Raw genomic sequence first — 24,930 nt, forward strand, 5'->3', positions numbered from 1 at the left:
CCGGGTGCGGGCCCGTGCTGTTGGCCGGGCCCCCCCCCCCCGCCCCGGGGGGCGGCGCCGCGTCATCGCAGCGGGGGTTCCGCGGGCTCAGTGGAAGGCGTGCTCCGGGCCCGGGTACGAACCGCCGACCACGTCGGCGGCGAACTCCCGGGCCGCATCGCCGAGTGCGCCGCGCAGGTCGAGGTACTGCTTGACGAACTTCGGCAGCCGGCCCGGGGTCAGGCCGGCCATGTCGGTCCACACCAGGACCTGCGCATCGCAGCCGGAGCCCGCGCCGATGCCGACGGTCGGGATGTCGAGCTGCGCCGTGACCTTGGCGGCCAGCTCCGCGGGGACCAGCTCCAGGACCACCGCGAAGGCGCCCGCGGCCTGCATGGCCTTGGCGTCGGCGAGGAGTTGGGCGGCTGCTTCGTCGCCGCGGCCCTGCACCCGGTAGCCGCCGAGCACGTTGACCGACTGCGGGGTCAGGCCGATGTGCGCCATGACCGGGATGCCGGCCGTGACCAGCGCCTCGACCTGCGGCACCATCGCCACGCCGCCCTCCAGCTTGACCGCGCCGGCGCCGGCCTCCTTGAGGAAGCGCGCGCCGGTCTCCAGGGCCTGGGCGGGGGAGACCTGGTACGAGCCGAACGGCAGGTCCGCGACGACCAGGGCGCGCTGCGTGCCGCGCACCACGGCGCCGGTGAGCATGACCAGCTGGTCGACCGTGACGGGGATGGTGTTCTCGTAGCCGAGGTGGTTGTTGCCCGCCGAGTCGCCGACGAGCAGGACCGGTATGCCGGCCTCGTCGAACACCGACGCGATCATCGAGTCGTAGGCGGTGAGCATCGGCCACTTCTCGCCGCTCTGCTTGGCCCGGGCGAGGTCGCGGACGGTCACGCGACGGCCGGTTCCGGTACCGCCGTACAGCGTCAGCCCGGGGCCTTCCGGTACCGCCTGGGGTGCGGTCGGCGGGGCGCTCGCGGCGGGCTCTGCGGCCGGCTGGGGCACGGACGAGTGCTGCTCGGACATGTCGGACTCCTCATCTCGAGGCGCACGGTCGGCGTCCCCGGACTAACGCCATGGTGGCACGTGACGCGTGCCCATGAAAGGGCCGCTCGTCCCCTTGTGGACTGCTCGCCGGCCCCGGCGGTTTGCCGAGTATTTACGATACGAGACTAGACCGTATCGAAAATGAGAGTATCGTCGTCTGCATAGAAACGAGACCGATCCGTATCGTATTGATGCCGGCCCTCCAGGGCCGCCGACCCCTCGGAGAGCCGCTGTGAACCCACCGGAGAACCGCCCGGCCGCGGCCCCGCCGCGCACCGTTCCCGAGCACATCCACAAGCGCCGCTGGTACATCCTCGGCGTGCTGGTCGTGGCCCTGCTCGTGGTGGTCCTCGACAACTCGATCCTCAACGTCGCCATCAAGGTCATCGCCGACCCGGACGCCGGCCTCGGCGCCTCGCAGAGCGAGCTCCAGTGGGCGATCAACTCGTACACGCTGGTCTTCGCCGGCCTGCTGTTCACCGCCGGCATCCTGGGCGACCGGTTCGGCCGCAAGAAGCTGCTGCTCTTCGGCATGGTCGTCTTCGGCATCGCCTCGCTGCTGTCGGCCATCTCGCAGAGCCCCGGCCAGCTGATCGCGGCCCGCGCGGTGATGGGCTTCGGCGCGGCCTTCGTGATGCCCGCCACGCTGTCCATCATCAGCAACGTCTTCGAACCCCACGAGCGCCCCAAGGCGATCGGCATCTGGTCCGGCGCGGTCGGCCTGGCCATCGCCATCGGCCCGATCACCGGCGGCATCCTGCTGGAGCACTTCTGGTGGGGCTCGGTCTTCCTGATCAACGTGCCCATCGTGGTGGTCGGCGTGCTCGCCATGGTCTTCGTGGTGCCCGACTCCAAGGACCCGCGCCCCGGCAAGCTCGACCCGGGCGGCGTGGCCCTGTCGATCGCCGGCCTCGTCTCGCTGGTGTACGGCATCATCAAGGGCGGCGAGGACTCCTGGACCAGCCCCGAGGTGCTCGCCACCATCGCCGTCGGCGTCGCGATCCTCGCGGTCTTCGTCTGGTACGAGAAGCGCAGCGACCACCCCGCGCTGGACGTGAAGTTCTTCCGCGAGCCGTCCTTCTCGGCCGCCTCCGCGGCCATCGGCCTGGTCTTCTTCGCGCTCATGGGCGTGACCTTCTTCATGGCCTTCTACCTGCAGAGCGTGCGCGGCTACACACCGCTGCAGACCGGCCTGTTCCTGCTCCCGCTGGCCATCGGCCAGCTGATGTTCGCGCCGCGCAGCGCCGGCTTCGTGCGCAAGTTCGGGGTCCGCGCCGTCACCACGGCCGGCATGATCCTGGTCACCGCGACCTTCCTCGGCTTCCTGCCGATGGGCCGGACCACCCCGATGTGGATCCTGCTCGTCGTCTTCTTCCTGCAGGGCGTCGGGATGTCGCTGGTCATGCCGCCGGCCACCAACTCGGTCATGGCCTCGCTGCCGCGTGAGAAGGCGGGCGCCGGCTCGGCGGTCACCAACACCGTCCGGCAGGTCGGCGGCGCTCTCGGCGTCGCGGTCCTCGGCTCGCTGCTCTCCTCGGTCTACCGCGACCAGATCGCCGGGAACGGCGTGCCCAAGGGCGCGGACGAGTCCGTCGAGGCGACCCTCGGCGCGGCCGCGCACGCCGGGCCTGCCGGGGCCGGATGGGTGGACCCCGCCAAGGACGCCTTCGTGCACGCCATGCACTACAGCGCGCTCGGCTCCGCGATCGTCGGTGCGATCGGCGCGTTCGTGGTCTTCAAGTGGATGCCGCGCAAGGCCGTCCCGGCTGCCGGAAGCCTGCCTGAGCAGGCCCGCGAGACCGCTAAGGTCTAGGGCGATGAGCTCCGCGACCGACACCGACGGCCCGGCCGAGAGCGCCGAGACGGCCGCGCCGGACGCCCCTTGCACCCCTGCGGTGCCCGGTGCGCGTCCGCGCGGCCGTCCGCGCAGCGCCGCGGTGGAGCGCGCCATCCTGGACGCCACGCTGCGCCTGATCGCCGACGAGGGCAGCGTGGGCGCGCTGTCCATCGAGGCGGTCGCGCAGGCCGCCGGGGTCGGCAAAGCGACCATCTACCGGCGCTGGCCCAACAAGGAAGCCCTGGTCATCGCCGCGGTCGAGGCGGCCGAGCACCCGATCCCCGAACTGCCCGGCAAGAGCGCCCGGGACGACCTGGTCCTGCTGCTGACCGCGCTGCGCACCAACCTGGTCGACCAGCGGGCCGGCGGGCTCGTCTCGATCGTGCTCACCGAGGTCAAGCGGCACCCCGAGCTGTGGCGCCGCTACCACGACGTGGTGATCGAGCGCCGCCGCGAGGCGATGCGCGAGATCCTGCGCCGCGGGGTGGCGTCCGGCGAACTGCGCGACGACCTCCCGATCGAGGTCATGAAGGACCTGTTCTCCGCACCGCTGCTGGTCCGCAAGATGGTCCACGACACCGAGCTGCCCGAGGGACTCCCCGAGCAGATCGTGGACGCCGTCCTGCGCGGCGTCGCGGCCCCCGGGCCGCACTCCTGAGACTTCCGGCGACTCCCGAGGCGCAAGGGCACGTCCGCCGGCGAGGTTTGTGACGGTCCTGTCCCGGAAACGTCCCGGCGGCGCCGTCGGGGAACCTCCCGGACGGCGGCAGGCGTCCTCAGAGGACGTATGCGACATTCGGCGCACGCGAAAGCAGCCGCCGGCCGGAGGACCTCCGGACGACCTTGGGAGAGCGCAGATGACGTGGCCCACCACGACGGACACCCCGACGCCGCCGGCGGCGGACGCCCGGGGGAGCCGGCGCTGGTCGTGGCCCGGCTTCCAGGAGCTCATGGCACGTCCGGCCTGGCGCCGCGGCCGCATCGTCGCGGTCTTCGCGCTGCTCGTCGCCCTGCTGATCGGCGGCCACAGCCTGGTGCCGAACACGCCGGGCCACATCGGTTCGCTGCTGGAGACCTTCCTGCCCTGGACCGGCCTGCTGCTGCTCCCGCTGCTGGCCGCCGCCGCGGTACGCCGCTCCTGGACCGCCCTGGTGGCCTCGGCGCTGCCCGCGGTCGTGTGGCTGGCGATGTTCGGCGGCACGGTCTTCTCCTCGGCCGGCAGCGGCCCGTACGACCTGCGCGTGGTCACCCACAACATCAACGCCGAGAACCCGGACCCGGCCGGCACCGCCCGCTCGCTGCTGGAGGCCAAGGCCGACGTGGTCGCGCTGGAGGAGATCCCCAGCGGCCAGCGCGGCCGCTACGGCGCGGTCCTGGACAAGGCCTACCGGTACCACGCGGCCGAGGGCACCGTGGCGCTGTGGAGCAACTTCCCGATCGAGGACGTCGAGCCGGTCGACGTGGGCATGGGCTGGACCCGCGCGATGCGCGCCAAGCTGGTCACCGAAAAGGGCGAGGTCACCGTCTACGTCGCGCACCTCGCCTCGGTGCGGTTCGGGCCGGGCGGCTTCGGCATCGACCAGCGCGACGACACCGTGCGCCGGCTCGCCGCCGCGGTCGACGCGGACCCGGCCAAGTACGTCCTGGTCGCGGGCGACCTGAACGGCACCGTCGCGGACCGCGGCCTGGAGCCGCTCACCGACGGCCTCACCGACGCCCAGGACGCGGCCGGCGGCGGCTTCGGCTTCACCTGGCCGGCATCGCTGCCGATGGCCGCGATCGACCACGTGATGGTGCGGGGCCTCGACCCGGTCAGCGCCAAGGTGCTCCCGAAGACCACCAGCGACCACCGTCCCGTGCAGGCGGACTTCAAGTTCTGACCCGGCCTTCGGGCACGGCCCAGGCACGGCCCGGGCAGGCCTAGCGGGCCCGCGGGAGTCCGAGCACGCGCTGGGCGACGATGTCGCGCTGGATCTGCGCGGTGCCGCCGTAGATCCCCGCGGCCCGGGACCACAGGTAGCCGGTCATCGCGTCCGGGCCGGCGAGGTCCAGGCGCAGGCGGCCGACGAGTTGGTCGACCCGGGTGAGCAGCAGCTTGTCGATCGAGCCCTCCGGCCCCGGGTCGTCGTCGCCGGTCCGTGCCGCGAGCCGGGCGCGGACCCGCAACCGCAGGGCGTAGAGCCAGTGTTCGGCATGGTCGAGGCGGTGCGCGAGGACGGGGTCGGCGGTGCCCCGGTCGCGCATGTCCGCCACCGCCGCGGCGAGCCGCGAGGTCCACCCGATGTCGGCGGGGCCGCGCTCGTAGCCGAGCAGCGCCATCGCGATGCCCCAGCCGTCCCCCTCGCCGCCCAGCCGCGCCGCGGCCGGGACCCGTACGCCGTCGAGGAACACCTGGGCGAACTCCCGTGTCTCGAAAGCGGTCACGATCGGCACGACACGCACCCCGGGCGCGTCCATCGGCACGAGCAGCACGGACAGCCCGCGATGCCCCGGCTCGCCGGTGCGGCACAGCAGCAGGCAGTGGTCGGCGTCCACGGCGTCGCTGGTCCAGATCTTGGTGCCGTCGACGACGTACGCGTCCCCGTCCCGGCGCGCCCGGGTGGCCAGCGCGGCGAGGTCGGACCCCGCCTCGGGCTCGCTGAACCCCTGGCACCACGCGGCCTTGCCGGACAGCAGTCCCGGCAGGTACTCCTCGCGCTGCGCGGCCGTACCGAAGCGCCTTATGGCATGCGCCAGATGCCCGATCGGCGGCACGGGCGGCAGCCCGCGGAACCCGAGCTCGTCGTTGACGATGGCCTCGTAGGCGGGTGCCAGCCCGCGCCCGCCCGCCTCCACCGGAAACGAGACACCCACATATCCGGCGTCGTACAAGAGCCGGTGCCAGGCGCGTCGGCTCATGGCGGCGGTGGCACCGATGCCGTCGGCCCACGCGGCCAGTTCGCCGCGGAACGCGGCCTCGTCCGGCGAGTCCAGCCCGCGCAGGTCCGGCAGCGGGGCCGCCGGGCGCACGCCGGGAGCCCGCAGCCGGAGCTCATGCGCACGCCGCAGCCGCATATGCGCCAGGTGCTCCCACGTCATCCCGATGCCGCCGAGCAGCTGGATCGCCGTTTCGCACACGGCGATTGCCGCCTCGGCGCACACCGCGCGGGCGGCGTACGCGACCGAGAGCGCTTCAGGCGTCGGCAAATGGTCCACGCCCCAGGCGGCATGGTCCGCGAACGCCTCCGCGGCGGCGAGGTCGACAGCAGCCTCGGCGGCAAGGTGCGCGACCGCCTGGAAGCCGCCCACCGCGCGCCCGAACTGCTTGCGCGTCCGGACGTATTCGACCGCGTCGTCGAGCGCACCGCGCGCCGTCCCGACGAGGTCGGCGGCGGCGAGGGCGAGTGCGAAGGCGTCGACCGCGGGGCCGTCTGCGCCGGGGCGACGGCCTTCGGTCGCCACCGCGTCTTCGAGGTACCGCACGGGTGCGAGTGCGCGGGCGAGTTCGGCGGCGACGACGGCCACCTGCGCCGCCGTCGCATCGGTTCCCGGGGCGCGCAGCTCGGTCAGCCCCGCGGCGCGCAGGACGTCGATCCGGTCGCCCGCGGCCGTGAAGGCGTCCGTGTTCGCCGGCCGCAGCGCCTCGGCTATCCGTGCGGCGGTCCGGCGGAGAAGGCGTTCCTCGTCGGTCACCGCCGCACGGTAACAAGGCAATCTTTATGAAGAAAGAGCTTCCTCTATCCCTCGCGCCAGTGGTTCGTGATGGGCAGCCGGCGGTCGCGGCCGAAGGCCTTCAGGGAGATCTTCGTGCCCGGCGGGTACTGGCGGCGCTTGTACTCGGCCGTGTCGACCAGCTTCAGCACGCGGTCCACCAGCGCCGCATCGAAGCCCGCGGCGACGATCGCGTCGCGGCCCATGTCCTGCTCGACGTAGTCGTCCAGGATGTCGTCGAGGATCTCGTAGTCCGGCAGCGAGTCGCTGTCCTTCTGGTCCGGCCGCAGCTCGGCGCTCGGCGGTTTGGTGATGGAGTTCTCCGGGATGGGCGGCGTCTCGCCGCGCCGCAGCGCCTCCTCGTTGCGCCAGCGGGAGATGCGCCACACCAGCGTCTTGGGGAGATCCTTGATCGGCGCGAAGCCGCCCACGGCGTCGCCGTACAGCGTGGAGTACCCGCAAGCGAGTTCGCTCTTGTTGCCGGTGGCCAGGACCAGGTGCCCGTCCTGGTTCGAGATGCCCATGAGCGTGGTGCCGCGCACCCGGGCCTGGAGGTTCTCCTCGGCCACCCCGGTCAGCTTCACCGCGTCGAGGTACGCGTCGACCATCGGCGCGATCGGCACCTGCCGGTAGTTGAGCCCGATGCGCTCCGCGGTGTCCGCGGCGTCGTCCTTGGAGTGGTCGGAGGAGTACTTGCTCGGCATGGACACGCCGTAGACGTTCGCCCCACCCACCGCATCCGCGGCGATCGCCGCGACCAGTGCGGAGTCGATACCGCCGGAAAGGCCCAGCAGCACGGATCGAAAGCCGTTCTTCGCCGCGTAGTTCCGCAGCCCGGACACCAGCGCGCCGTAGATCTCCGCGTCGTCGGACAACCGCTCGGCGGTGCTCGCCGGCGCCGGCTCGTACGGCTCCACGGGGGTGTCCGACACGGTGGCCTGCACGATGGTCAGGCCGTCCGCGACCACGTCGCCCGGGTTGTACGCGCTGTCGTCGGTGGACGCGGCCGGCAGGTCCAGGTCGACGATCAGCAGTTCCTCCTCGAACTGCGGTGCACGTCCGAGCAGTTCGCCGTCGGCGCCGACGACCAGGGAGTCGCCGTCGAAGACCAGCTCGTCCTGCCCGCCGACCATGTTGACGTACGCCAGCGCGCACCCGGCCTCGGCGGAGCGCCGCCGCACCAGTTCGAGGCGCACGTCGTCCTTGGCCAGCTCGTACGGCGAGCCGTTGACCACCAGCAGCAGCCCGGCCCCCGCGGCGCGCACCGCGGCCACCGGGCCGCCGTCCTGCCACAGGTCCTCGCAGATCGCCAGCGCCACGTCGACGCCGTGCACGCGCACCACGGCCAGCTTGTCGCCCGGCACGAAGTAGCGGAACTCGTCGAACACGCCGTAGTTGGGCAGGTGGTGCTTGGCCGAGCGGATCACGACCCGGCCGCCGTGCAGCACCGCCACCGCGTTCTGCGGCGCGCCGGCCGGGAGGCCGAGCCGGGGCGTGGCGGTCTCGCAGCGGTCCAGGTAGCCGACCACGACGGTGGTCTCGCCCAGGCCCTCGCCGGCCAGCCGGGCCGCGAGCGCGTCCAGCGTGCGGCGGGACGCCTCGACGAAGGACGAGCGCAGCGCGAGGTCTTCGACCGGGTAGCCGGTCAGCACCATCTCGGGGAAGGCGACCAAGTGCGCACCGCGGCCGGCCGCGCGCTTGGTCCACGCGACGACGAGGTCCGCGTTGCGGGCCAGGTCGCCGACGGTCGGGTTGATCTGGCTCAGGGCGATCCGAAGCTGGGGCATGCCCGCAGCATAGCCGACCTTGATGTCAGTTTGACGATTAGTGGTGCAGGTCTCCGCGTGTCGCGTCGCGCTTGGCGCCCGTACGTACTCCCGGACGTGCTTCCGGGCATGCCGAGGGCCGGTCCGGAGGCGCGATCCGGACCGGCCCGGCAGGCGGGGATCAGGCCGCTGCGGCACTGTCCGCGTGCAGCAGCGCGAGGAGCCGCTCCTGCACGCCGCGGTACGCCGGCTGGTCGATGACCGTCACCCGGTCGCGCGGCCGCGGCAGGTCGACGTCGATGACCTCGACCACCGACGGGCCCGGCGGATTGCCCATCACCACGATGCGGTCCGCGAGCAGGATCGCCTCGTCGATGCCGTGCGTGACCATCAGGACGGTCTCGGTGGTGGACTCGGTGCTCCACAGTTCGAGCAGCTGCTCCTGCAGCCGCGCCCGGGTGAGGGCGTCCAGAGCACCGAACGGCTCGTCCAGCAGCAGAACCTTCGGGCCGACCGCGAACGCCCGTGCCACCGCCGTGCGTTGCTGCATGCCGCCGGACACCTGGCTGGGCAGCTTGTTGCGCTGCTCCCAGAGCCCGACCGCGGTCAGATACCGCTCGACGGCCTCGTCCAGCAGCGCCTTGGAGCGGTCCGGGCGCGATGCGCGGGCCGCCTCGCGGACGTTGGCCAGCAGGCTCAGCCGGGGCAGCAGCGAGTAGTTCTGGAACACCATGGCCCGGTCCGGGCCGGGCGCGGTGATCTCCGCCCCGCCCAGCATCACCGACCCGGCGTCCGCGCGCTGCAGGCCGGCGACGATGCTCAGCAGCGTCGACTTGCCGCATCCGGAGTGCCCGATGAGCGAGACGAATTCGCCCTGCTTGACGGTGAGTTCGATGTCCCGCAGGACGTGCTGCGGCGGTACGCCCCGGCGTCCGCCGAACGACTTGTGCAGGTTCTTGATGACCAGGTCACTCACGGGGTGGCCGCCTTTCCGCCGACGATGCGGAGCAGCCACAGGAAGAACATGTCCAGGGCGAACCCGACACCGCCGATGAGCACGATGGCGCTGATGACCTCGGAGAGGTCGCCGCCGTTGTAGGAGTTCCAGACGAACGAGCCGATCCCGGTGCTGCCGGACAGCATCTCGACGGCCACGATGACCATCCACGCGATGCCCATCGACAGCCGCAGCCCGGTCACGATCGAGGGCAGCGAGTGCGGCACCATCACATGCCGCACGTACGCGACCTTGCCGAACCGGAACACCCGGGCCACATTGCGCTGGTCCTCGGGCACCGAGGCGGCGCCCGCCGCGGTGTTGAGGACGATCGGCCACAGCGCGGTGACGAAGATGACGAACACCGCGGCCTGCGGGCTGTCCTTGAGCACGACGAGGCCGAGCGGGAACCATGCCAGCGGCGAGACCGGGCGCAGCAGCTGGACGACCGGGTTCGCGGCCTGCCAGGCCCGGCGGTTGCCGCCCATCAGCAGGCCGAGCGGGATGCCGACGAGCGCAGCGAGTGCGAAGCCGGTGAACACCCGCTGCAGCGAGGTGAGCAGCTGCAGGCCGATGCCCTTGTCGCCGGGACCGTTGTCGTAGAACGGGTCGGACAGCAGGTCGCCGAGGTTCCCCAGCACGTCGAGCGGGGTGGGGAGTTCGGGGGTGCCGTCGGCGGCCCACAGCCACAGCCCGACCAGAACCGCGAGCCCCACCAGCGACCATGCGCACGCTTCGAGCGCGCCGCGCAGCCTGCCGCCGGTACGCCGGGGCGGCGGGGGAGTGGCGGACTCCCCCTCCGCCCCGGCCCGCACTCCGGACTCGGTCGCGGCTGGTGCGGTCTGCGGGGCCGGATCTTCGTCCGGCAGGGTGGCGACCGGTGCGTCGCTTTGTGTCGTCATGCGCGAGCCACCTCCTTGGCGAGGTCGTTCGGGTCGAAGCGGGCGCTGTCCAGTTGCACGTCGAACGGCTGCATGTCGGTGGCGACGGGGATCTTCTCCGCCTCCGCGACCTCCTTGTAGAGGTCGGACAGGATGATCGAGTCGACGAGCTTCTGCGGGTCGGCGATCGGGTTCTTGGCGATGCCGAGCCGCTGGTACTGCGCGAGGAACCACAGGCCGTGCGACTTGAGCGGCGTGTTGACCTGGCCGTCGTCGAAGAACCGCATCATGTCGGTGGTGTACGTCTTGTCCGGCAGCCCGGCGCCGAGCTGGTAGCGCCCGGTCAGCCGGCCCTCGATCTCGGCGGCCGGGGCGTTCACGTACTGGTTCGCGGAGATGGTGGTCGCGGCGTTCTTGCGGTTCGCGGGGTTGTCGAGCCAGCGACTGGCCTCCAGCACGGCGGCCATCACGTCCTTCAGGGTGTCCCGCTTGCCGGTTGCGAAGGCCTCGTTGACCACGAGGGCTTTCTCCGGGTGGCCGCGCCACAGGTCCTGGCTGGTCAGGTGGGTGAAGCCGATGCCCTGCTGGACCGCGACCGCATTCCAGGGCTCGCCGACGCAGTAGCCGTCCATCGCGTCGACCTTCATGTTGGCGACCATCTGCGGCGGCGGAATCGTGATGATCTTGGCGGCCTTCGTGTCGACCTTGGCGGCGCGCAGCCAGTAGCGCAGCCATATGTCGTGGGTGCCGCCGGGGAAGGTCATCGCCAAGGTGGTCTCCTTGGCCTCCAGGACAGCCTTGGCCTTGGCCAGATCACCGTAGCCGACCGAGGAGAAGCCCTTCTTCAAGGTGATCGCCTGGCCGTTGTGGTTCAGCATCATCGCGATCTTCAGCGCGGTCGATCCGTCGCCCCCGATCCCGGTGGCCACCGAGAACGGCATGCCGAACAGGCAGTGCGCGCCGTCGATCTGGCCGTTGAGCAGCGCGTCGCGGGTGGTCGCCCAGGACTGCTGCTTCTCGATGGTGACGTCCAGTCCGCGCTTGGCGAAGTAGCCGAGCTCCTGCGCCATGACCAGGGACGCGCAGTCGGTCAGGGCGATGAAGCCGAGCTTCACCTTGCGCTTGGGCCCGCTCGCCCCGCCGGACCCCCCGGGCGTGGAGCCGCTCTTCGTGTCGTCGCTCCCGCAGGCGGCGGTGAGGCCGGCGGCGAGGGTGGTGGCGCCCGCGGCGCGGAGGAAGCTTCGTCTGTCCATGCCACGGAAGGTAGGCACGCCGCTCTACGGCGCTGTTTCCCCGCCGTCACCGCGCAGTGAAGCTCTGCCGCGCCGGTGCCGCGGCGCGCATGATGGCCGCGACTCAGACCGGCAAAGGCCCGGACCCGTGCACGAAACACGGGGCCCGGTCCGGAATGGTGATAGTTCGCAGCTTGTCCGGGTTGGCCGCGCCCTGGATCCCGGCGATGTTTCCGTCGCGAGTCTCGAAGCTCAAAAGCAGCCGGTGCTCGCCCAGCACGAACAGCACCGCAGGGCCGCCGTTGACGTCCAGCCGGTAGCAGCGCGCCTGCGGCGCCTTGTCCAGGACGCCCATCAGGAAGCGCATGACCTTGGCCGGCCCGTGCACCGGGTTGAGCGCGGCGCGGACCTTGCCGCCGCCGTCGCTCCACAGCACCACGTCGTCGGCGAGCAGCGCCTGCAGCCCGGCGCGGTCCCCGGTCGCCGCCGCCGCGACGAAGCGGTCCACGAGCGCGAGGTGCCTGCTGCCGTCCACCGCGAACCGGGCCTTGTCGCCGGCCAGCCGCGCCGCCGCGCGGTGGTACAGCTGGCGCGCGTTGGCGGCGCCCACGTCGAGCGCGTCGGCGATCTCCTGGAAGGGCAGCTCGAACGCCTCGCGCAGCAGGTAGACGGCGCGCTCGGGCGGCGTCAGCTGCTCCATGAGGCGCAGCGCGGCCAGCGACACGGTGGCGCGCTGCTCGGCGGTCTCCGCGGGGTCCAGGGCGAGCCGGCCGGTGGGCACCGGTTCGGGCACCCACGGCCCGACGTACGTCTCGCGCTGCCGGCGCGCCGAGCGCAGCTGGTCCAGCGCGATGCGGGTGGTGACGGTGACCAGCCAGCCGCGCGGGTCGGCGACCGACTCCGGTCCGCTGCGCCGCCAGCGCAGCCAGGCGTCCTGCACGGTGTCCTCGGCATCCCACCAACTGCCGAGCATGCGGTACGCGAGGCCGAGCAGCACCGGGCGGTGCTGCTCGAAGACCTCGTCGTACACGTCGCTGCCAGGGGCGGCGACGGTCACAGGGCCGGGGGCTGAAGGTGCGTGCTCACGCCGATCCGGTTCCACACGTTGATCGTACTGATGGCCAGGATGAGGTCGGCCAGCTCGCGGTCCGAGAAGGCGTCCTGCGCGGCCGCCCACACCTCGTCGGTGACGCCGTGCTCGCCCAGCTCGGTGACCTCGTCGGTGAGCGCCAGCGCGGCCTGCTCCTCGGCGGAGAAGAACGGCGACTCGCGCCACGCGCTGACCGCGAACAGGCGCCGCACGTCCTCGCCGGCCTTGAGCGCGTCGGTGCTGTGCATGTCGACGCAGAACGCGCAGTTGTTGAGCATCGAGGCGCGCAGTTTCACCAGCTCCAGGAGCGTGTGGTCGACGTTGGCGCGGACGTACTGCTCGAGGCCCAGCACGGCCTTGTAGCCCTCGGGAGCGACCTCGAACATGTTCATGCGCTGCTGCATGGCACGGATTCCTTTGTGCTTCGCCGGCCGCCGGATGCGGCGCGGTCACCAGTACGACGGGGCAGCGGGTGCCGGATGTGACAGTCCCCGGGCGCTTTGGGTGTGACGCCGGTCACGCCGGGGGCAGGCCGTTTTGCGCCGCCGATCTTTTGTTGGAGGCCCCGTAATGTGTTCGCAACCGGGACAGGCCAAGATGTACCCATGGATAAGCAGCAGGAGTTCGTGCTTCGCACGCTGGAGGAGCGCGACATTCGGTTCGTGCGCCTGTGGTTCACCGACGTCCTCGGCTTCCTCAAGTCGGTCGCCGTGGCCCCTGCCGAGCTTGAACAGGCCTTCGCCGAGGGCATCGGCTTCGACGGCTCGGCGATCGAGGGCTTCGCCCGCGTGCACGAGTCCGACATGCTGGCCAAGCCGGATCCTGCGACGTTCCAGATACTGCCGTGGCGCGCCGAGGCGCCCGGGACCGCCCGCATGTTCTGCGACATCCTCATGCCGGACGGCTCGCCGTCCTTCGCGGACCCGCGCTACGTCCTGAAGCGCACGCTGGAGCGGGCCTCGGACCGGGGCTTCACGTTCTACACGCACCCCGAGATCGAGTTCTTCCTCTTCAAGGACATGCCGCTGGACGGCACCCCGCCGACCCCGGTGGACCACAGCGGATACTTCGACCACACGCCGCAGACGGTCAGCCACGACTTCCGGCGCCAGGCCATCACCATGCTGGAGAACATGGGCATCTCGGTGGAGTTCAGCCACCACGAGGGCGCCCCCGGCCAGCAGGAGATCGACCTGCGCTACGCGGACGCGCTGAGCACCGCGGACAACATCATGACCTTCCGCCTGGTGGTCAAGGAGGTCGCGCTGGAGCAGGGCGTGTTCGCCTCCTTCATGCCGAAGCCCTTCTCGCAGTACCCGGGCTCGGGCATGCACACCCACCTGTCGCTGTTCGAGGGCGACCGCAACGCCTTCTACGAGGCGGGCGCGGAGTACCAGCTGTCCAAGGTGGGGCGCTCCTTCATCGCCGGCCTGCTCAAGCACGCCGCGGAGATGGCCGCCATCACCAACCAGTGGGTGAACTCCTACAAGCGGCTGTGGGGCGCGTCGGCGCGCACCGCGGGCATGGGCGGCGAGGCCCCCTCGTACATCTGCTGGGGCCACAACAACCGCTCGGCGCTCGTGCGGGTGCCGATGTACAAGCCCACCAAGGGCCAGTCGACGCGTATCGAGGTGCGCTCGATCGACTCGGCGTGCAACCCGTACCTGACCTTCGCCGTCCTGCTCGGTGCAGGGCTCAAGGGCGTCGAAGAGGGCTACGAGCTGCCGCCGGGTGCCGAGGACGACGTGTGGGCGCTGACCGACGCCGAGCGCCGCGCGCTGGGCATCGCGCCGCTGCCGCAGAACCTGGCCGAGGCGATCGCGCTCATGGAGCGCAGCGAGCTGCTGCCGGAGGTCCTCGGCGAGCACGTCTTCGAGTTCTTCCTCCGCAACAAGCGCCAGGAGTGGGAGGAGTACCGCCAGCAGGTCACCCCGTTCGAGCTGGGGAAGTACCTGCCGGTCCTCTGACCCGCCGCACGGCGCACCGCAGCACGGCCGTACGCACGACACTGCGCCGGCCGGCCTGTCCCCACGGGGCGGGCCGGCCGGCGCAGTGCGTTCGGCGCGTCGGCGGGCCGGGTCCTACGGTCGGCGGGGGCCCGGGCGGAGCAGTTCCATGATGTAGCGCTTGAACGCGTCGGACTCCTCGCCCTGCGGCAGCAGTTGCGGGGCGCCGCGGCGTACCAGGGCGATGCCGACCGCGATCATCCACGCGGCGAGCGCGTGCTGCCGGGCGACGTCCGGGGCCAGCCCGAGTTCCTCGTTGAGGCGCGCGCCCCACGCGATGCGGTCCTCGGTGACGCGCTCCAGGAACGGGCCGACCACCGGGTGCTGCGAGTTGATCAGGAGGGTGGTGCTGATGTCCGCCCCCTGCGGCCCGGTGAACGCGAACTCGGTGAGCCAGCGTCCGCGTTCGGCCGGATCGGTGATGCGGGCGGCGGCCGCCATCATCGCGTCGGACTCGGCGACCCACATCTCCAGTGCGGCGTGGACCAGCGCGTCGCGGTCCTTGAAATGCCAGTAGAAGCTGCCTTTGGTCGTGCCGAGCCGCTCGGCCAAGGGCTCGACCGCGATGGCGCCGAGGCCGCTTTCGCGCATCGCCTCGAGCGCGGCGCGGGCCCAGTCGTCCCGGGACAGGGTGCGCCTGCCGGCCCGTGCTGGTCTGTCTGTCCGGACATCGTCCGAGGGAACACCGTTGCGCATGCCTCACACGCTAACGTAGGGTGACTTCCCGTACGGTGGCGTATGGAGAACTGGCAAGACGGAGGATCCCCCAGGCCGTGGGACGGACGACCTGATGGGACGGTTCACCGGAAGGCCACCGGGCGGGTAGCGCGTCGGCACCGGTCATCGCGGTCGGGGGACTCGATGGATCGGGACGCGCCTACGGCGTGCGGCCGTCGGAAGCTCCCTTCCGACGGCCGCATGTTGCATTCCGGGCGTCGATACCCGCCGACTGCCTGCCCACTGCCTGCCTGCTGCCTGCCGACTCCGGAACCTGACGGCGGGTCAGCTGTTGGGGCGCACGGGGCGCGCGGATAGTCTCGGCTGGTGACCACATGGGATCCGGTAACCCCGGGAGTGTCCACGGCGCGGCTGGTCAGGCTGGGTTTCCACGATGCCGCCGCAGCCGCGCGGCACCTCGCGGACCCTGCACTCGCCGGGATACGGGACGACTCGCTGCTGCTCGAGGCCCTGTCCGCGACCGCCGACCCCGACCTGGCCCTGCTGGGCCTGGTCCGCCTCGCCGAGGCCGCCGACGACCGGCCGGTCCTGCTCTCCACGCTCGCCTCCGCCAAACCGCTGCGCGACCGGCTCCTCGGCGTGCTCGGCGTCAGCGCGGCGCTCGGCGACCACCTCGCCCGGCATCCCGGCGACTGGCGCACCCTGGTCACGTACGACGTCCAGGACGCCCACCCCACGCCCGAGTACTTCCGGCGTACCCTGCGCGCCGCCCTCGAGGACCGCTCGCAAGGCCAACTGCACGGCGATGCCGCCCTCGACACGCTGCGCGTCGCCTACCGCCGCTGCCTGCTCTCGATCGCCGCCCGCGATGTGTGCGGCACCGCCGACGTCGCCCAGGTCGCCGCCGAGCTCGCCGACCTGGCCGGCGCCACCCTCGACGCGGCCCTCGACCTGGTCAGCCGCGAACACCCCGTCGAGGCCGACCAATGCCGCCTCGCGGTCATCGGCATGGGCAAATGCGGCGGCCGCGAACTCAACTACGTCAGCGACGTGGACGTCGTCTTCGTCGCCGAGGCCCCGCCCGGCGTCGAGGAAGGCACCGCACTCGCCGCCGCGGCCCGCATCGCCGCCGCCATGATGCGCGCCTGCTCGCACACCACGCGCGAGGGCACCATCTGGCCGGTCGACGCCAACCTGCGCCCGGAAGGCCGCAACGGGCCGCTGGTCCGCACCCTGGCCAGCCATCTGGCCTACTACGAACGCTGGGCCAAGACCTGGGAGTTCCAGGCCCTTCTGAAGGCCCGCCCGGTGGCCGGCGACCTGGCCCTGGGCCGCCGCTACATCGAGCGCATCGCCCCGCTGGTGTGGACCGCCGCGCAGCGCGAGAACTTCGTCGCCGACGTCCAGGCCATGCGCCGCCGCGTCGTCGAGTCCATCCCGCACACCGAGGTCGAGCGCGAACTCAAGCTCGGCCCCGGCGGGCTGCGCGACATCGAGTTCGCGGTCCAGCTCCTCCAGCTCGTGCACGGCCGCGCGGACGCCTCGCTGCGCAGCGGATCGACCCTGGATGCGCTCGCCGCGCTGTCCACGGAGGGCTACGTCGGCCGCGCCGACGGGGCCGCCCTCGACGAGGCGTACCGCTTCCTGCGGCTCCTCGAGCACCGCATCCAGCTGCACCGGCTGCGCCGCACCCACCTGCTGCCCACCGACTCCGCCGACCTGCGCCGCCTGGGCCGCTCACTGGGCTTCCGGGCCAACCCGGTCGGCGAGCTGGAGGCCACCTGGCGGCGCACCCAGCACGAGGTGCGCCGGCTGCACGAGAAGCTCTTCTACCGCCCGCTCCTGGACGCGGTGGCCCGCCTGCAGCCCGGCGAGACCCGCCTCACCCCGGAAGCCGCCGCCCAGCGCCTCGAAGCACTCGGCTACGCCGACCCCGCGGGCGCGCTGCGGCACCTGGAGGCCCTCGCCTCCGGGGTCAGCCGCCGGGCGTCCATCCAGCGCACCCTGCTCCCGGTCATGCTCGGCTGGTTCGCCGACTCGGCCGACCCGGACGCCGGCCTGCTGGCCTTCCGGCAGGTCTCCGACGCGCTCGGCAACACGCACTGGTACCTGCGCCTGCTCCGCGACTCGGGAGCGGGCTCGGGCGGGGGCGCGGCCGCGGAGAACATGGCCCGCGTCCTCGCGTCCGGACGCCTGGCCCCCGACCTGCTGCTGCGCGCCCCCGAGGCGGTCGCGCTGCTCGGCGACCCGGACGGGCTGCGGCCGCGCTCGCTCGCCGCCCTCGACTCGGAGATCCTCGCCGCGGTGGGCCGCGCGCCCAGCGCCGAGGTCGCCGTGCAGATCGCGCGCAGCGTGCGCCGCCGCGAACTGTTCCGCATCGTGGCCGCGGACGTCCTCGGGCGCCTCGACGTCGACGAGGTCGGCCGCGCGCTCTCCGACGTCACCGCGGCCACCCTGGGCGGCGCCCTGCGCGCCGCCACCGACGAGTACGCCCGGCAGATCGGCGGCGCGGTCGGCACCCGGCTCGCGGTCATCGCGATGGGCCGCTTCGGCGGCCACGAGCAGGGCTACGCCTCCGACGCCGACGTGGTCTTCGTGCACGAGCCCGAGGAGGGCGTGCCGGAGCCGGTCGCGGCCAAGCAGGCCCATGCCGTCGCCAACGAGATGCGCCGCCTGCTGCAGCTGCCCGCCACCGACCCGCCGCTGGTCGTCGACGCCGACCTGCGCCCGGAAGGCCGCCAGGGGCCGCTGGTGCGCACGCTGGCCTCGTACCGCGCCTACTACGAGCGCTGGTCGAAGCTGTGGGAGAGCCAGGCGCTCCTGCGCGCCGCGCCGGTCGCCGGGGACGCCGACCTCGGGGCCCGCTTCCTCGACCTGGTCGCCCCGCTACGCTGGCCGGCCGCCGGACTCACCGACAACCAGGTCCGCGAGATCCGGCGCATGAAGGCCCGCATCGAGGCCGAGCGCCTGCCGCGCGGCGCCGACCCCACCACGCACACCAAGCTGGGCCGGGGCGGCCTCGCGGACGTCGAATGGGTCGCCCAGCTGCTCCAGATGCAGCACGCCCACCACGTGCCCGCACTGCGTACCACCGGCACCCGCGAGGCGCTCGCCGCGGCCGCCGAGGCCGGCCTCCTCGACGCGCAGGACGCCAAGGTGCTGGACGACGCCTGGCTGGAGGCCACCCGGGTGCGCAACGCGGTCATGCTGGTCCGCGGCCGCCCGTCCGACCAGTTCCCCTCGGACGTGCGGGAACTGGCCGGTGTGGCGCGCCTGCTCGGCTACCGGGCGACCGGCGCCGGGCCGGTGGGCGCGGGCACGGTCATCGAGGACTACCGGCGCATCACGCGGCACGCGCGCGCCGTGGTCGACCGGGTGTTCTACGGCGAGGGAGAGGACGCGCCCGCCCGTTCGCGCTGACCGCCGGACCCGGCGCCTGCCGGCGAGCCGTCGCCGGCCCCGGCCCCGGGCGGTCCGTCCGGGCCGCCGGGGCCCGCGCGTTCTTCCGAGCGCGGGTCGTCCGGCGTGTACCGCGGGAACCGGTACGCCGAGCGCCCGTTCAGCAGCCGCTGGATCGCGAAGCCGGCGGCCAGCGTGATCCACCCGCCGACCGCGTCGAGGATGAAGTGGTTGCCGGTCGCCATGATCACGATCAGCGTGGCGACCGGGTACAGCAGCCCCAGCACGCGCACCCACATGGGCCGGGCGAACGTCCAGATCGCCAGCGCGCACCACGTCGACCAGCCGATATGCATCGACGGCATCGCGGCGTACGGGTTGGAGACGTTCTTCATGTTGCCCGAGGCCATCGAGCCCCACGTCTCGTGCACCAGGACGGTGTCGATGTATCCGGCGCCGGGCATCAGCCGCGGCGGCGCGAGCGCGTAGAAGAAGTACCCGAAGAGCGCCAGGCCGGTGGTCACGAACAGCACCGTGCGCACCGCGCGGTAGCGGCCCGGATGCCAGCGGAACAGCCACACCAGCACACCGATGGTCACCACGAAGTGCAGCGTGGCGTAGTAGTAGTTCATCCCGACGATGAGCCACGTGATCTTGTTGACCGCATGGTTTATCGCGTACTCGATGTCGATGTGCAGCGTTTTTTCGAAATCGAGCAGCTGCCACGCGCGTTCCATGGCGAGCGCCTCGCGGTTCGGCACCGCGTTGCGGATCAGGGAGTACACCCAGTAGCTGAGCGCGACCAAGGCCAGTTCGACGACGAAGCGAGGCCTGCGCGGCGTGCGCATGTAGGTGCGGAGCCGTACCGCCGCGGACGTGGCTGCGGCGGCCGCAGAAGTCGCCTGCGGCGCCGCCGGCGTCGACGGCTTCCGCGGGCTGTGTCGGGTGTCGGTTTCCCCCATAAGGGCCAAGTCTGCCAGAGTCCCGACGCCCCCAGATCACCCGGCGGGACGGTTCGGGGCCGTGCGGGTAGGCCCTGCGGACGACCCCGGGCGGCACGGGGCCGCCCGGAATCCGGGCCCGCCGGGACACGGCAGGCGGGCCCGGATCCGCCCGGTCAGCGCAGCGGCACCGAGATCCACGACGGGTCGGCGGCCGGGGAGCCGAAGGCCAGCGACGACAGCGCCGGGTTCTGCTCCAGGTACAGCAGGTCGACGGTGTCGACGACCAGCGCGAGCCGGTGCCCGGCCGGGACGTCGTACGCGGTGGCCAGCAGCTCGACGTCGGCCGCGAACGGCCGCCACGCCTGCTTGCCGAAGAACGTGTACGGCGCGTGCGTGACGAGGCGGCCCACGCCCAGCGCGTCCACGTCGTACAGATAGGCGATGAACGTGCCCTGCGACGCGGTCGGGGTGACCGTCACGTGCAGATTGGCCGTACCGCGGACCTGGCTTTCCGCGGCCAACCGGTCGGACTGCCACACCGCGGCGACCGCGCGGGGCAGCATCGGCACCGACACGGTCGGCGGGATGCGCAGGTACTCCTCGACCAGGTTGGTCAGGAAGATGATCCCGCCGTTGGCGCCCGAGTCGACGTTGGTGCCGATCCGGGTGGACCACCCGGTGCCCGCGTCCGGTGCCAGCGGCCCGGTGCGCGACCAGCCGTTGTCGCCGAGCCGCAGATCGAGCCGCGAACCGGTGAGATCCGCCCAGTCGGCGTAGCCCTCGTACCCTCCTTCGAGCCGCGGCTTGATCTGCACGGGAGGTTGGCGGTCGATGCCGTTGTCGGTGCCCTTGAGATAGCGGTCCAGCCAGGCGCGAGTGTTGGCCCACGTGTCGTTGGGCAGTCCGGCCAGCCCGGGGATCTCGGGCGTGGCGTGGTCGCCGGGCCGGAACTCCAGGCGCTTGGGGACGGTCAGCCGCCCGTAGAACTCGGCGAGCTGGTTGGGCGGGAAGATGCTGTCGCCCCACGCGTTGGCGAGCATGACCGCGGCGCCGTTGGCGTTGAGCCGGTCCACGTACGTCGCCGGCGAGCGGACGTTCGCCCAGGCGATGAGCTCGGGCACGTTCGCGGTGGTCAGGAAGTCGACCAGGAACTGGCTGAACTCCGAGGACGGGCGCCCGGTCAGATAGCCCGCGACGGCCAGACCGGCCGCGGACTGCACGTGCTGGGTCTGGCCCATGTAGATCGAGTCGACCAGGTCGGCCCAGCCGCTCAGGGCGGCGACGGCCTTGATACGCGGGTCGTGCGCGGCGCCCAGCAGGCCGAGGCCCGCGCCGTACGACACGCCGGCCATGCCGATGCGGGACGCGTCGGCAGGCGTGTTGGCGAGCGCCCAGTCGATCACCCGCGAGATGTCCGCGACGTCGTCCGGGCCGGCCACGCCGATCTCGCCGCCGGAGAGCCAGAATCCGCGGGCGGTATAGGACAGGGCGATGTAGCCGCTCTCGGCCAACTGCCGGGCCGGCACCACGTATTCGAGGGTCGGCATGGACCAGCTGGCCGGCATCACGACGACCGGCGCCGGGTGCGCGGCGTCGGCCCCGGCGGGCACGTAGACGTTGGCCTTGAGGGCGACGCCGGGGGCCACGGGGATGTCGACGAACCGGAAGGAGGGCCCGGCCGCCGACGCTTGCTGCGCGCCTCCGACACCGGGCACGAGCAGGGCGGCGAGCAGGGCCAGCACGGCGGCCAGGCGTGTCCTGGCGCGCCGGGGGCGCGGGGCTGCGGGGGTCCGTTCGTATCGCTCTCTCACGCGTTCTCCCAATGACGGGGGGATCGTGGGCGGGTGCGTAGAGCCGAAGAGCCGAACTAAGTGACTGGAGAGTAACCCCCGGGAGTTACCTGAGGTAACGCCACCGAACATAACGAAACCGCAAAGCCCGCAGGGACGCCGTACGGCTGCGCGCCGGACGCGACCGCGAGGGCAGCGGCCAGGGCGCCCATGCACGTGCGGGCGGGGCGGGTCCGTTGACCCGCCCCGCCCTCTGGTGCCCCCACGCGCGCAGCCTCGACTCGGTCGGCCGCCGCGCCGGAGCGCCTGTCCGTCCCGCCTGCCCCCGACGGCGGCGCGGGACGGCGCCATGGTGGCCCCGGCTGCGCGGATCAGCGGGTGACCAGGACCAACTTGCCGCGGATGCGGCCGGTTTCGCTGGCCTTGTGGGCCGCCGCGGCCTCCTCCAGCGGGTACACCTCGGCCAGCGGCAGCGTCAGGGTGCCGGCCGTGTGCAGGTGGGCGGCCTTCGCGAGGGCGCGCAGCAGGTAGTCCTCGCCGCCGTGCCCGGAGGAGAACCGCACGCCGTTCGCGCCCGCGTCGACCGGGTCGACGATGCTGATGACGCGGTCCGGGCCGCCGGCCAGCGCGACCGAGTCGGCCAGCACGCCGCCGCCGATGAAGTCGACCGCAGCGTCCACCCCATGCGCCGAGACCGCCCGCACGCGGTCGGCCAGGCCGGGCCCGTACGCGACCGGCTCGGCACCCAGGCTGCGCACGTAGTCGTGGTTGCCCTCGCTCGCCGTGCCGATCGCCCGCGCACCCGCCGCGCGGGCGAACTGCAGCGCCAGCGTGCCGACTCCGCCGGCCGCCGCGTGCACGAGGACGGTGTCGCCCGCACCCGTCCCCGCGCCTTCGTCGATGCCGACCTCGGCCAGTGCCCGGTACGCCGCGTCCGCCGCGGTCGGCAGCGCCCCCGCGAGCGCCCACGGCATGTCCGCGGGCTTGGCGGCCAGCCGGTCTGCGTCGGCCACGACGTGATCCGCGTAGGTACGGGCGGCCATGCCGAAGACCTCGTCGCCGACCGACCATGCGGTCACGCCCTCGCCGACTGCGTCGACGACGCCCGCCACGTCCTGGCCCGGCACGTGCGGGAACGCGACGGGGAAGACCGCGGACAGCACGCCGGAGCGGATCTTCCAGTCCAGCGGGTTCACCCCGATCGCCTCGGCCCGGATCCGGACCTGGCCCGGGCCGGGCTGGGGGAGCTGCTCCTCGGGCACCTCGACGACCTCCAGGACGTCGGTGCTGCCGTAGTCGGTGAACTGCACTGCTCGGGACATGGGTACCCACCTCGTGGTCGCGGTCGTGGTCGCGGTCGCAAATCCAAACCACACCGTTCAGTATTGAAAACACACTGAACCGTATAGTTAAATCAGTGGGGCCGGGCGGTTCGCCGCCTCGGCCTGCTGGGAACAACCACGACCCTGCCGGACTTGCTCTGCGATGAGGAGCGGACCGCCCTGCCTGGGATCGCCGGTCCCCGGCTACGCATCGGAGGGGGAGACACGACATGCAGATGGACCGCCGCGAGCTCGCTGACTTCCTGCGGCGCAGCCGCGAGCGCCTGCGCCCGGCCGACGTCGGGCTCCCGGACGGCGCCCGGCGCCGCACCCCGGGCCTGCGCCGCGAGGAAGTCACCGTGCTGGCCGGGATGTCCGCGGACTACTACATCCGGCTCGAACAGGCCCGCAGCCCGCAGCCGTCCACCCAGATGCTCGCCGCCCTCGCCCGCGCCCTGCGCCTCGACGACGACGGGCGCGACCACCTCTACCTCCTGGCCGGGCACCGCCCGCCGGCCGGCCGCAAAGCCGGCGAGACGGTCGGCGCCGCGCTGTTCCACCTCCTCGGCAGCATCGAGGACACCCCCGCGCAGATCCTCAGCGACCTCGGCGACGTGCTCGCCCAGAACGCCCTGGCCGCCGAGCTGTTCGGCGGTGTGTGCACAACGTCCGAGAACGGCCGCAACATCGTCTGGCGCTGGTTCACCGACCCGGGCGTACGCCAGGCCTATCCGCGCGAGGAGTGGGAGCACTACAGCCGCCTGCACGTCGCCGACCTGCGCGCGGCCGTCACGCGCCGCTCGTCCGACGAGGCCGCGACCCGCCTGGTCCGCCGACTGCGGGGCACCGGCGAGGAGTTCACCCGGCTCTGGGAACTCCACGAGGTCGGCGTCCGGCGCAAGACCCGGATGCGCGTGCTGCACCCCGTGGTCGGCGCCGTCGACCTCGTGTGCGAGCGCCTGCTCACCCCCAACGAGGACCAGCAGCTGCTGATCTTCACGCCGCCCGCCGACTCCGCGTACTCCGCACAGCTCGAACTGCTGCGGGTGGTCGGCGGCGAGACCTTCGCCGCCGGGCCCCGGGCTGCGGTTACCGTGGCGCCATGATCGACAAAACCGGCCGGCCACCCGGCGGCCGGACCCGACGTACCGCAGAGGACGAGGCCCGAGCATGAGCGAGCGAAGCGAGGCGGCGGCATGAGTGATCTCGACACCCATCCGGTCGAGCGGGTGTGCGGCGGACGCGAGGACGTCTCCGCCGCCCCGGTCCACGAACTCATCCCCGGGCGCGTGGTCACCATCGGCGACGACCGCCCGGTACGCCGCATGCTCCCCACCCTCGGCCGCCGCATGGTCGGCCCGTGGTGCTTCCTGGACCACACCGGCCCCGACGACATCGCCGACCAGCCCGGCGCGCAGATCGCCCCGCACCCGCACATGGGCCTGCAGACCGTCAGCTGGCTGCGCGAAGGCGAGATGCTGCACCGCGACAGCGAGGGCAACACCGCGACCGTGCGCCCCGGCCAGCTCGGCCTGATGACCTCCGGGCGCGGCATCGCGCACTCCGAGGAATCACCCGTGCCGCACCCGCGGTTCCTGCACAACGTCCAGCTGTGGACCGCCCTGCCCGACGCGCACCGCAACACCGACCCGCACTTCGAACTGCACGCCGACCTGCCCCGTTTCACCGCCCCGGGCCTCGACGGCACGGTCATCATGGGCGAGGTCGACGGCGCCCGCTCGCCCGGCGCCGCGTACTCGCCCATCGTCGGCGCCGACCTGACCCTGGCCGCGGACGCCGACCTCCGGCTGCCCCTGGAACGCGACTTCGAGTACGCGGTCATCGCCACCGAGCCGGGCGCGATCGTGGACGGCGTCCCCGTCCCGGTCGGCTCCCTCCTCTACCTCGGCTGCGGCCGCCGCGACCTCGCGCTGCGCACCGAAAGCGCGGCCAACCTGATCCTCATCGGCGGCGAGCCGTTCGAGGAGAAGATCGTCATGTGGTGGAACTTCGTCGGCCGCAGCCACGACGAGATCACCGAGGCCCGCACCCAGTGGCAGGCCGCGGAACGCTTCGGCGAGGTCCACGGCTACCACGCCCCCCGCCTCGACGCCCCCGAACTCCCGACCCTGCCCCTCAAACCCCGGGGCCGCGTCCGCTGACCCCCTCCGGCTCCTCGCCGCGCATGCCGCCACCGGCCCGGCGAGGAGCCCCGCGGGAGAGCGGCGGGGTGGGGAAGAGTGTGGTACGTGAAGGGTAGATATCG

At 72.4% G+C, this 24,930-nt stretch carries 19 protein-coding genes; 7 read left to right on the plus strand and 12 right to left on the minus strand.

Annotated elements, in window-relative coordinates:
• Positions 1–87: 87 nt before the first annotated feature.
• Positions 88–1,011: a 3-methyl-2-oxobutanoate hydroxymethyltransferase gene (gene panB, locus LZ495_RS37165; RefSeq protein WP_235057589.1), complete on the minus strand. Its 924-nt coding sequence runs from the start codon at positions 1,009–1,011 to the stop codon at positions 88–90.
• A gap of 253 nt (positions 1,012–1,264) precedes the next feature.
• Between panB and LZ495_RS37170 the strand changes: the two genes are divergently transcribed.
• From LZ495_RS37170 to LZ495_RS37180, 3 genes are all read left to right on the plus strand, one after another.
• On the plus strand, positions 1,265–2,845 hold the full coding sequence (locus LZ495_RS37170; protein WP_235057590.1) for an MFS transporter: 1,581 nt from the start codon (positions 1,265–1,267) through the stop codon (positions 2,843–2,845).
• Between the two features lie 4 nt (positions 2,846–2,849).
• Positions 2,850–3,527: a TetR/AcrR family transcriptional regulator gene (locus tag LZ495_RS37175; RefSeq protein WP_235057591.1), complete on the plus strand. Its 678-nt coding sequence runs from the start codon at positions 2,850–2,852 to the stop codon at positions 3,525–3,527.
• A gap of 199 nt (positions 3,528–3,726) precedes the next feature.
• Positions 3,727–4,749, plus strand: a complete 1,023-nt coding sequence (locus tag LZ495_RS37180) for an endonuclease/exonuclease/phosphatase family protein (RefSeq protein WP_235057592.1) — start codon at positions 3,727–3,729, stop codon at positions 4,747–4,749.
• 40 nt (positions 4,750–4,789) lie between these two features.
• Here LZ495_RS37180 and LZ495_RS37185 read toward each other — a convergent pair whose 3' ends face one another.
• The 7 genes from LZ495_RS37185 to LZ495_RS37215 form a co-directional block, all read right to left on the minus strand.
• A complete protein-coding gene (locus tag LZ495_RS37185) occupies positions 4,790–6,541 on the minus strand; it encodes an acyl-CoA dehydrogenase family protein (RefSeq protein WP_235057593.1) in 1,752 nt (583 codons plus the stop codon).
• Positions 6,542–6,585: 44 nt separating this feature from the next.
• Positions 6,586–8,346 carry an NAD+ synthase gene (locus LZ495_RS37190; protein ID WP_235057594.1) on the minus strand — a complete coding sequence of 587 codons (1,761 nt, stop codon included), beginning with the start codon at positions 8,344–8,346 and terminating at the stop codon, positions 6,586–6,588.
• Positions 8,347–8,506: 160 nt separating this feature from the next.
• Positions 8,507–9,301, minus strand: coding sequence for an ABC transporter ATP-binding protein (locus LZ495_RS37195; RefSeq protein ID WP_235057595.1), 795 nt, complete (start codon positions 9,299–9,301; stop codon positions 8,507–8,509).
• Positions 9,298–10,224 (minus strand): nitrate ABC transporter permease, encoded by a 927-nt coding sequence (gene ntrB, locus LZ495_RS37200; RefSeq protein ID WP_235057596.1) that lies wholly within the window; start codon positions 10,222–10,224, stop codon positions 9,298–9,300. The genes LZ495_RS37195 and ntrB overlap by 4 nt, the downstream gene beginning before the upstream one ends.
• A complete protein-coding gene (locus LZ495_RS37205; RefSeq protein WP_235057597.1) occupies positions 10,221–11,456 on the minus strand; it encodes a CmpA/NrtA family ABC transporter substrate-binding protein in 1,236 nt (411 codons plus the stop codon). The genes ntrB and LZ495_RS37205 overlap by 4 nt, the downstream gene beginning before the upstream one ends.
• A gap of 103 nt (positions 11,457–11,559) precedes the next feature.
• Entirely contained in the window at positions 11,560–12,492 is a 933-nt protein-coding gene (gene sigJ, locus LZ495_RS37210) for an RNA polymerase sigma factor SigJ (RefSeq protein WP_235057598.1), read from the minus strand.
• Entirely contained in the window at positions 12,489–12,929 is a 441-nt protein-coding gene (locus tag LZ495_RS37215) for a carboxymuconolactone decarboxylase family protein (protein ID WP_235057599.1), read from the minus strand. The genes sigJ and LZ495_RS37215 overlap by 4 nt, the downstream gene beginning before the upstream one ends.
• A 201-nt stretch (positions 12,930–13,130) precedes the next feature.
• On the opposite strand from LZ495_RS37215, the gene glnA2 reads away from it, so the two are divergent.
• Positions 13,131–14,492, plus strand: a complete 1,362-nt coding sequence (gene glnA2, locus LZ495_RS37220) for a gamma-glutamylpolyamine synthetase GlnA2 (protein ID WP_235057600.1) — start codon at positions 13,131–13,133, stop codon at positions 14,490–14,492.
• 114 nt (positions 14,493–14,606) lie between these two features.
• Here the strand turns inward: glnA2 and LZ495_RS37225 are convergent, their stop codons facing one another.
• Positions 14,607–15,227 (minus strand): TetR/AcrR family transcriptional regulator, encoded by a 621-nt coding sequence (locus LZ495_RS37225; protein ID WP_235057601.1) that lies wholly within the window; start codon positions 15,225–15,227, stop codon positions 14,607–14,609.
• Between the two features lie 348 nt (positions 15,228–15,575).
• Here LZ495_RS37225 and LZ495_RS37230 point away from each other — a divergent pair, with 348 nt between their 5' ends.
• Positions 15,576–18,629 (plus strand): bifunctional [glutamine synthetase] adenylyltransferase/[glutamine synthetase]-adenylyl-L-tyrosine phosphorylase, encoded by a 3,054-nt coding sequence (locus tag LZ495_RS37230; RefSeq protein WP_235057602.1) that lies wholly within the window; start codon positions 15,576–15,578, stop codon positions 18,627–18,629.
• Here LZ495_RS37230 and LZ495_RS37235 read toward each other — a convergent pair.
• The 3 genes from LZ495_RS37235 to LZ495_RS37245 all read right to left on the minus strand — a co-directional run bounded on the left by LZ495_RS37235 (position 18,590) and on the right by LZ495_RS37245 (position 22,664).
• On the minus strand, positions 18,590–19,570 hold the full coding sequence (locus tag LZ495_RS37235; protein ID WP_235057603.1) for a phosphatase PAP2 family protein: 981 nt from the start codon (positions 19,568–19,570) through the stop codon (positions 18,590–18,592). The genes LZ495_RS37230 and LZ495_RS37235 overlap by 40 nt on opposite strands.
• 155 nt (positions 19,571–19,725) lie before the next feature.
• The gene (locus tag LZ495_RS37240; protein WP_372498700.1) at positions 19,726–21,363 is read right to left on the minus strand and encodes a CocE/NonD family hydrolase; all 1,638 of its coding nucleotides are present in this window, start codon (positions 21,361–21,363) and stop codon (positions 19,726–19,728) included.
• 350 nt (positions 21,364–21,713) lie between these two features.
• Positions 21,714–22,664: an NADP-dependent oxidoreductase gene (locus tag LZ495_RS37245; protein ID WP_235057604.1), complete on the minus strand. Its 951-nt coding sequence runs from the start codon at positions 22,662–22,664 to the stop codon at positions 21,714–21,716.
• A gap of 230 nt (positions 22,665–22,894) precedes the next feature.
• Between LZ495_RS37245 and LZ495_RS37250 the strand changes: the two genes are divergently transcribed.
• Positions 22,895–23,770, plus strand: a complete 876-nt coding sequence (locus LZ495_RS37250; RefSeq protein ID WP_235057605.1) for an MmyB family transcriptional regulator — start codon at positions 22,895–22,897, stop codon at positions 23,768–23,770.
• A gap of 90 nt (positions 23,771–23,860) precedes the next feature.
• On the plus strand, positions 23,861–24,826 hold the full coding sequence (locus LZ495_RS37255; protein WP_235057606.1) for a pirin family protein: 966 nt from the start codon (positions 23,861–23,863) through the stop codon (positions 24,824–24,826).
• Positions 24,827–24,930: the final 104 nt, after the last annotated feature.

This window comes from Yinghuangia soli (assembly GCF_021502675.1).
GTDB classification, from domain to species: Bacteria; Actinomycetota; Actinomycetes; order Streptomycetales; family Streptomycetaceae; genus Yinghuangia; species Yinghuangia soli.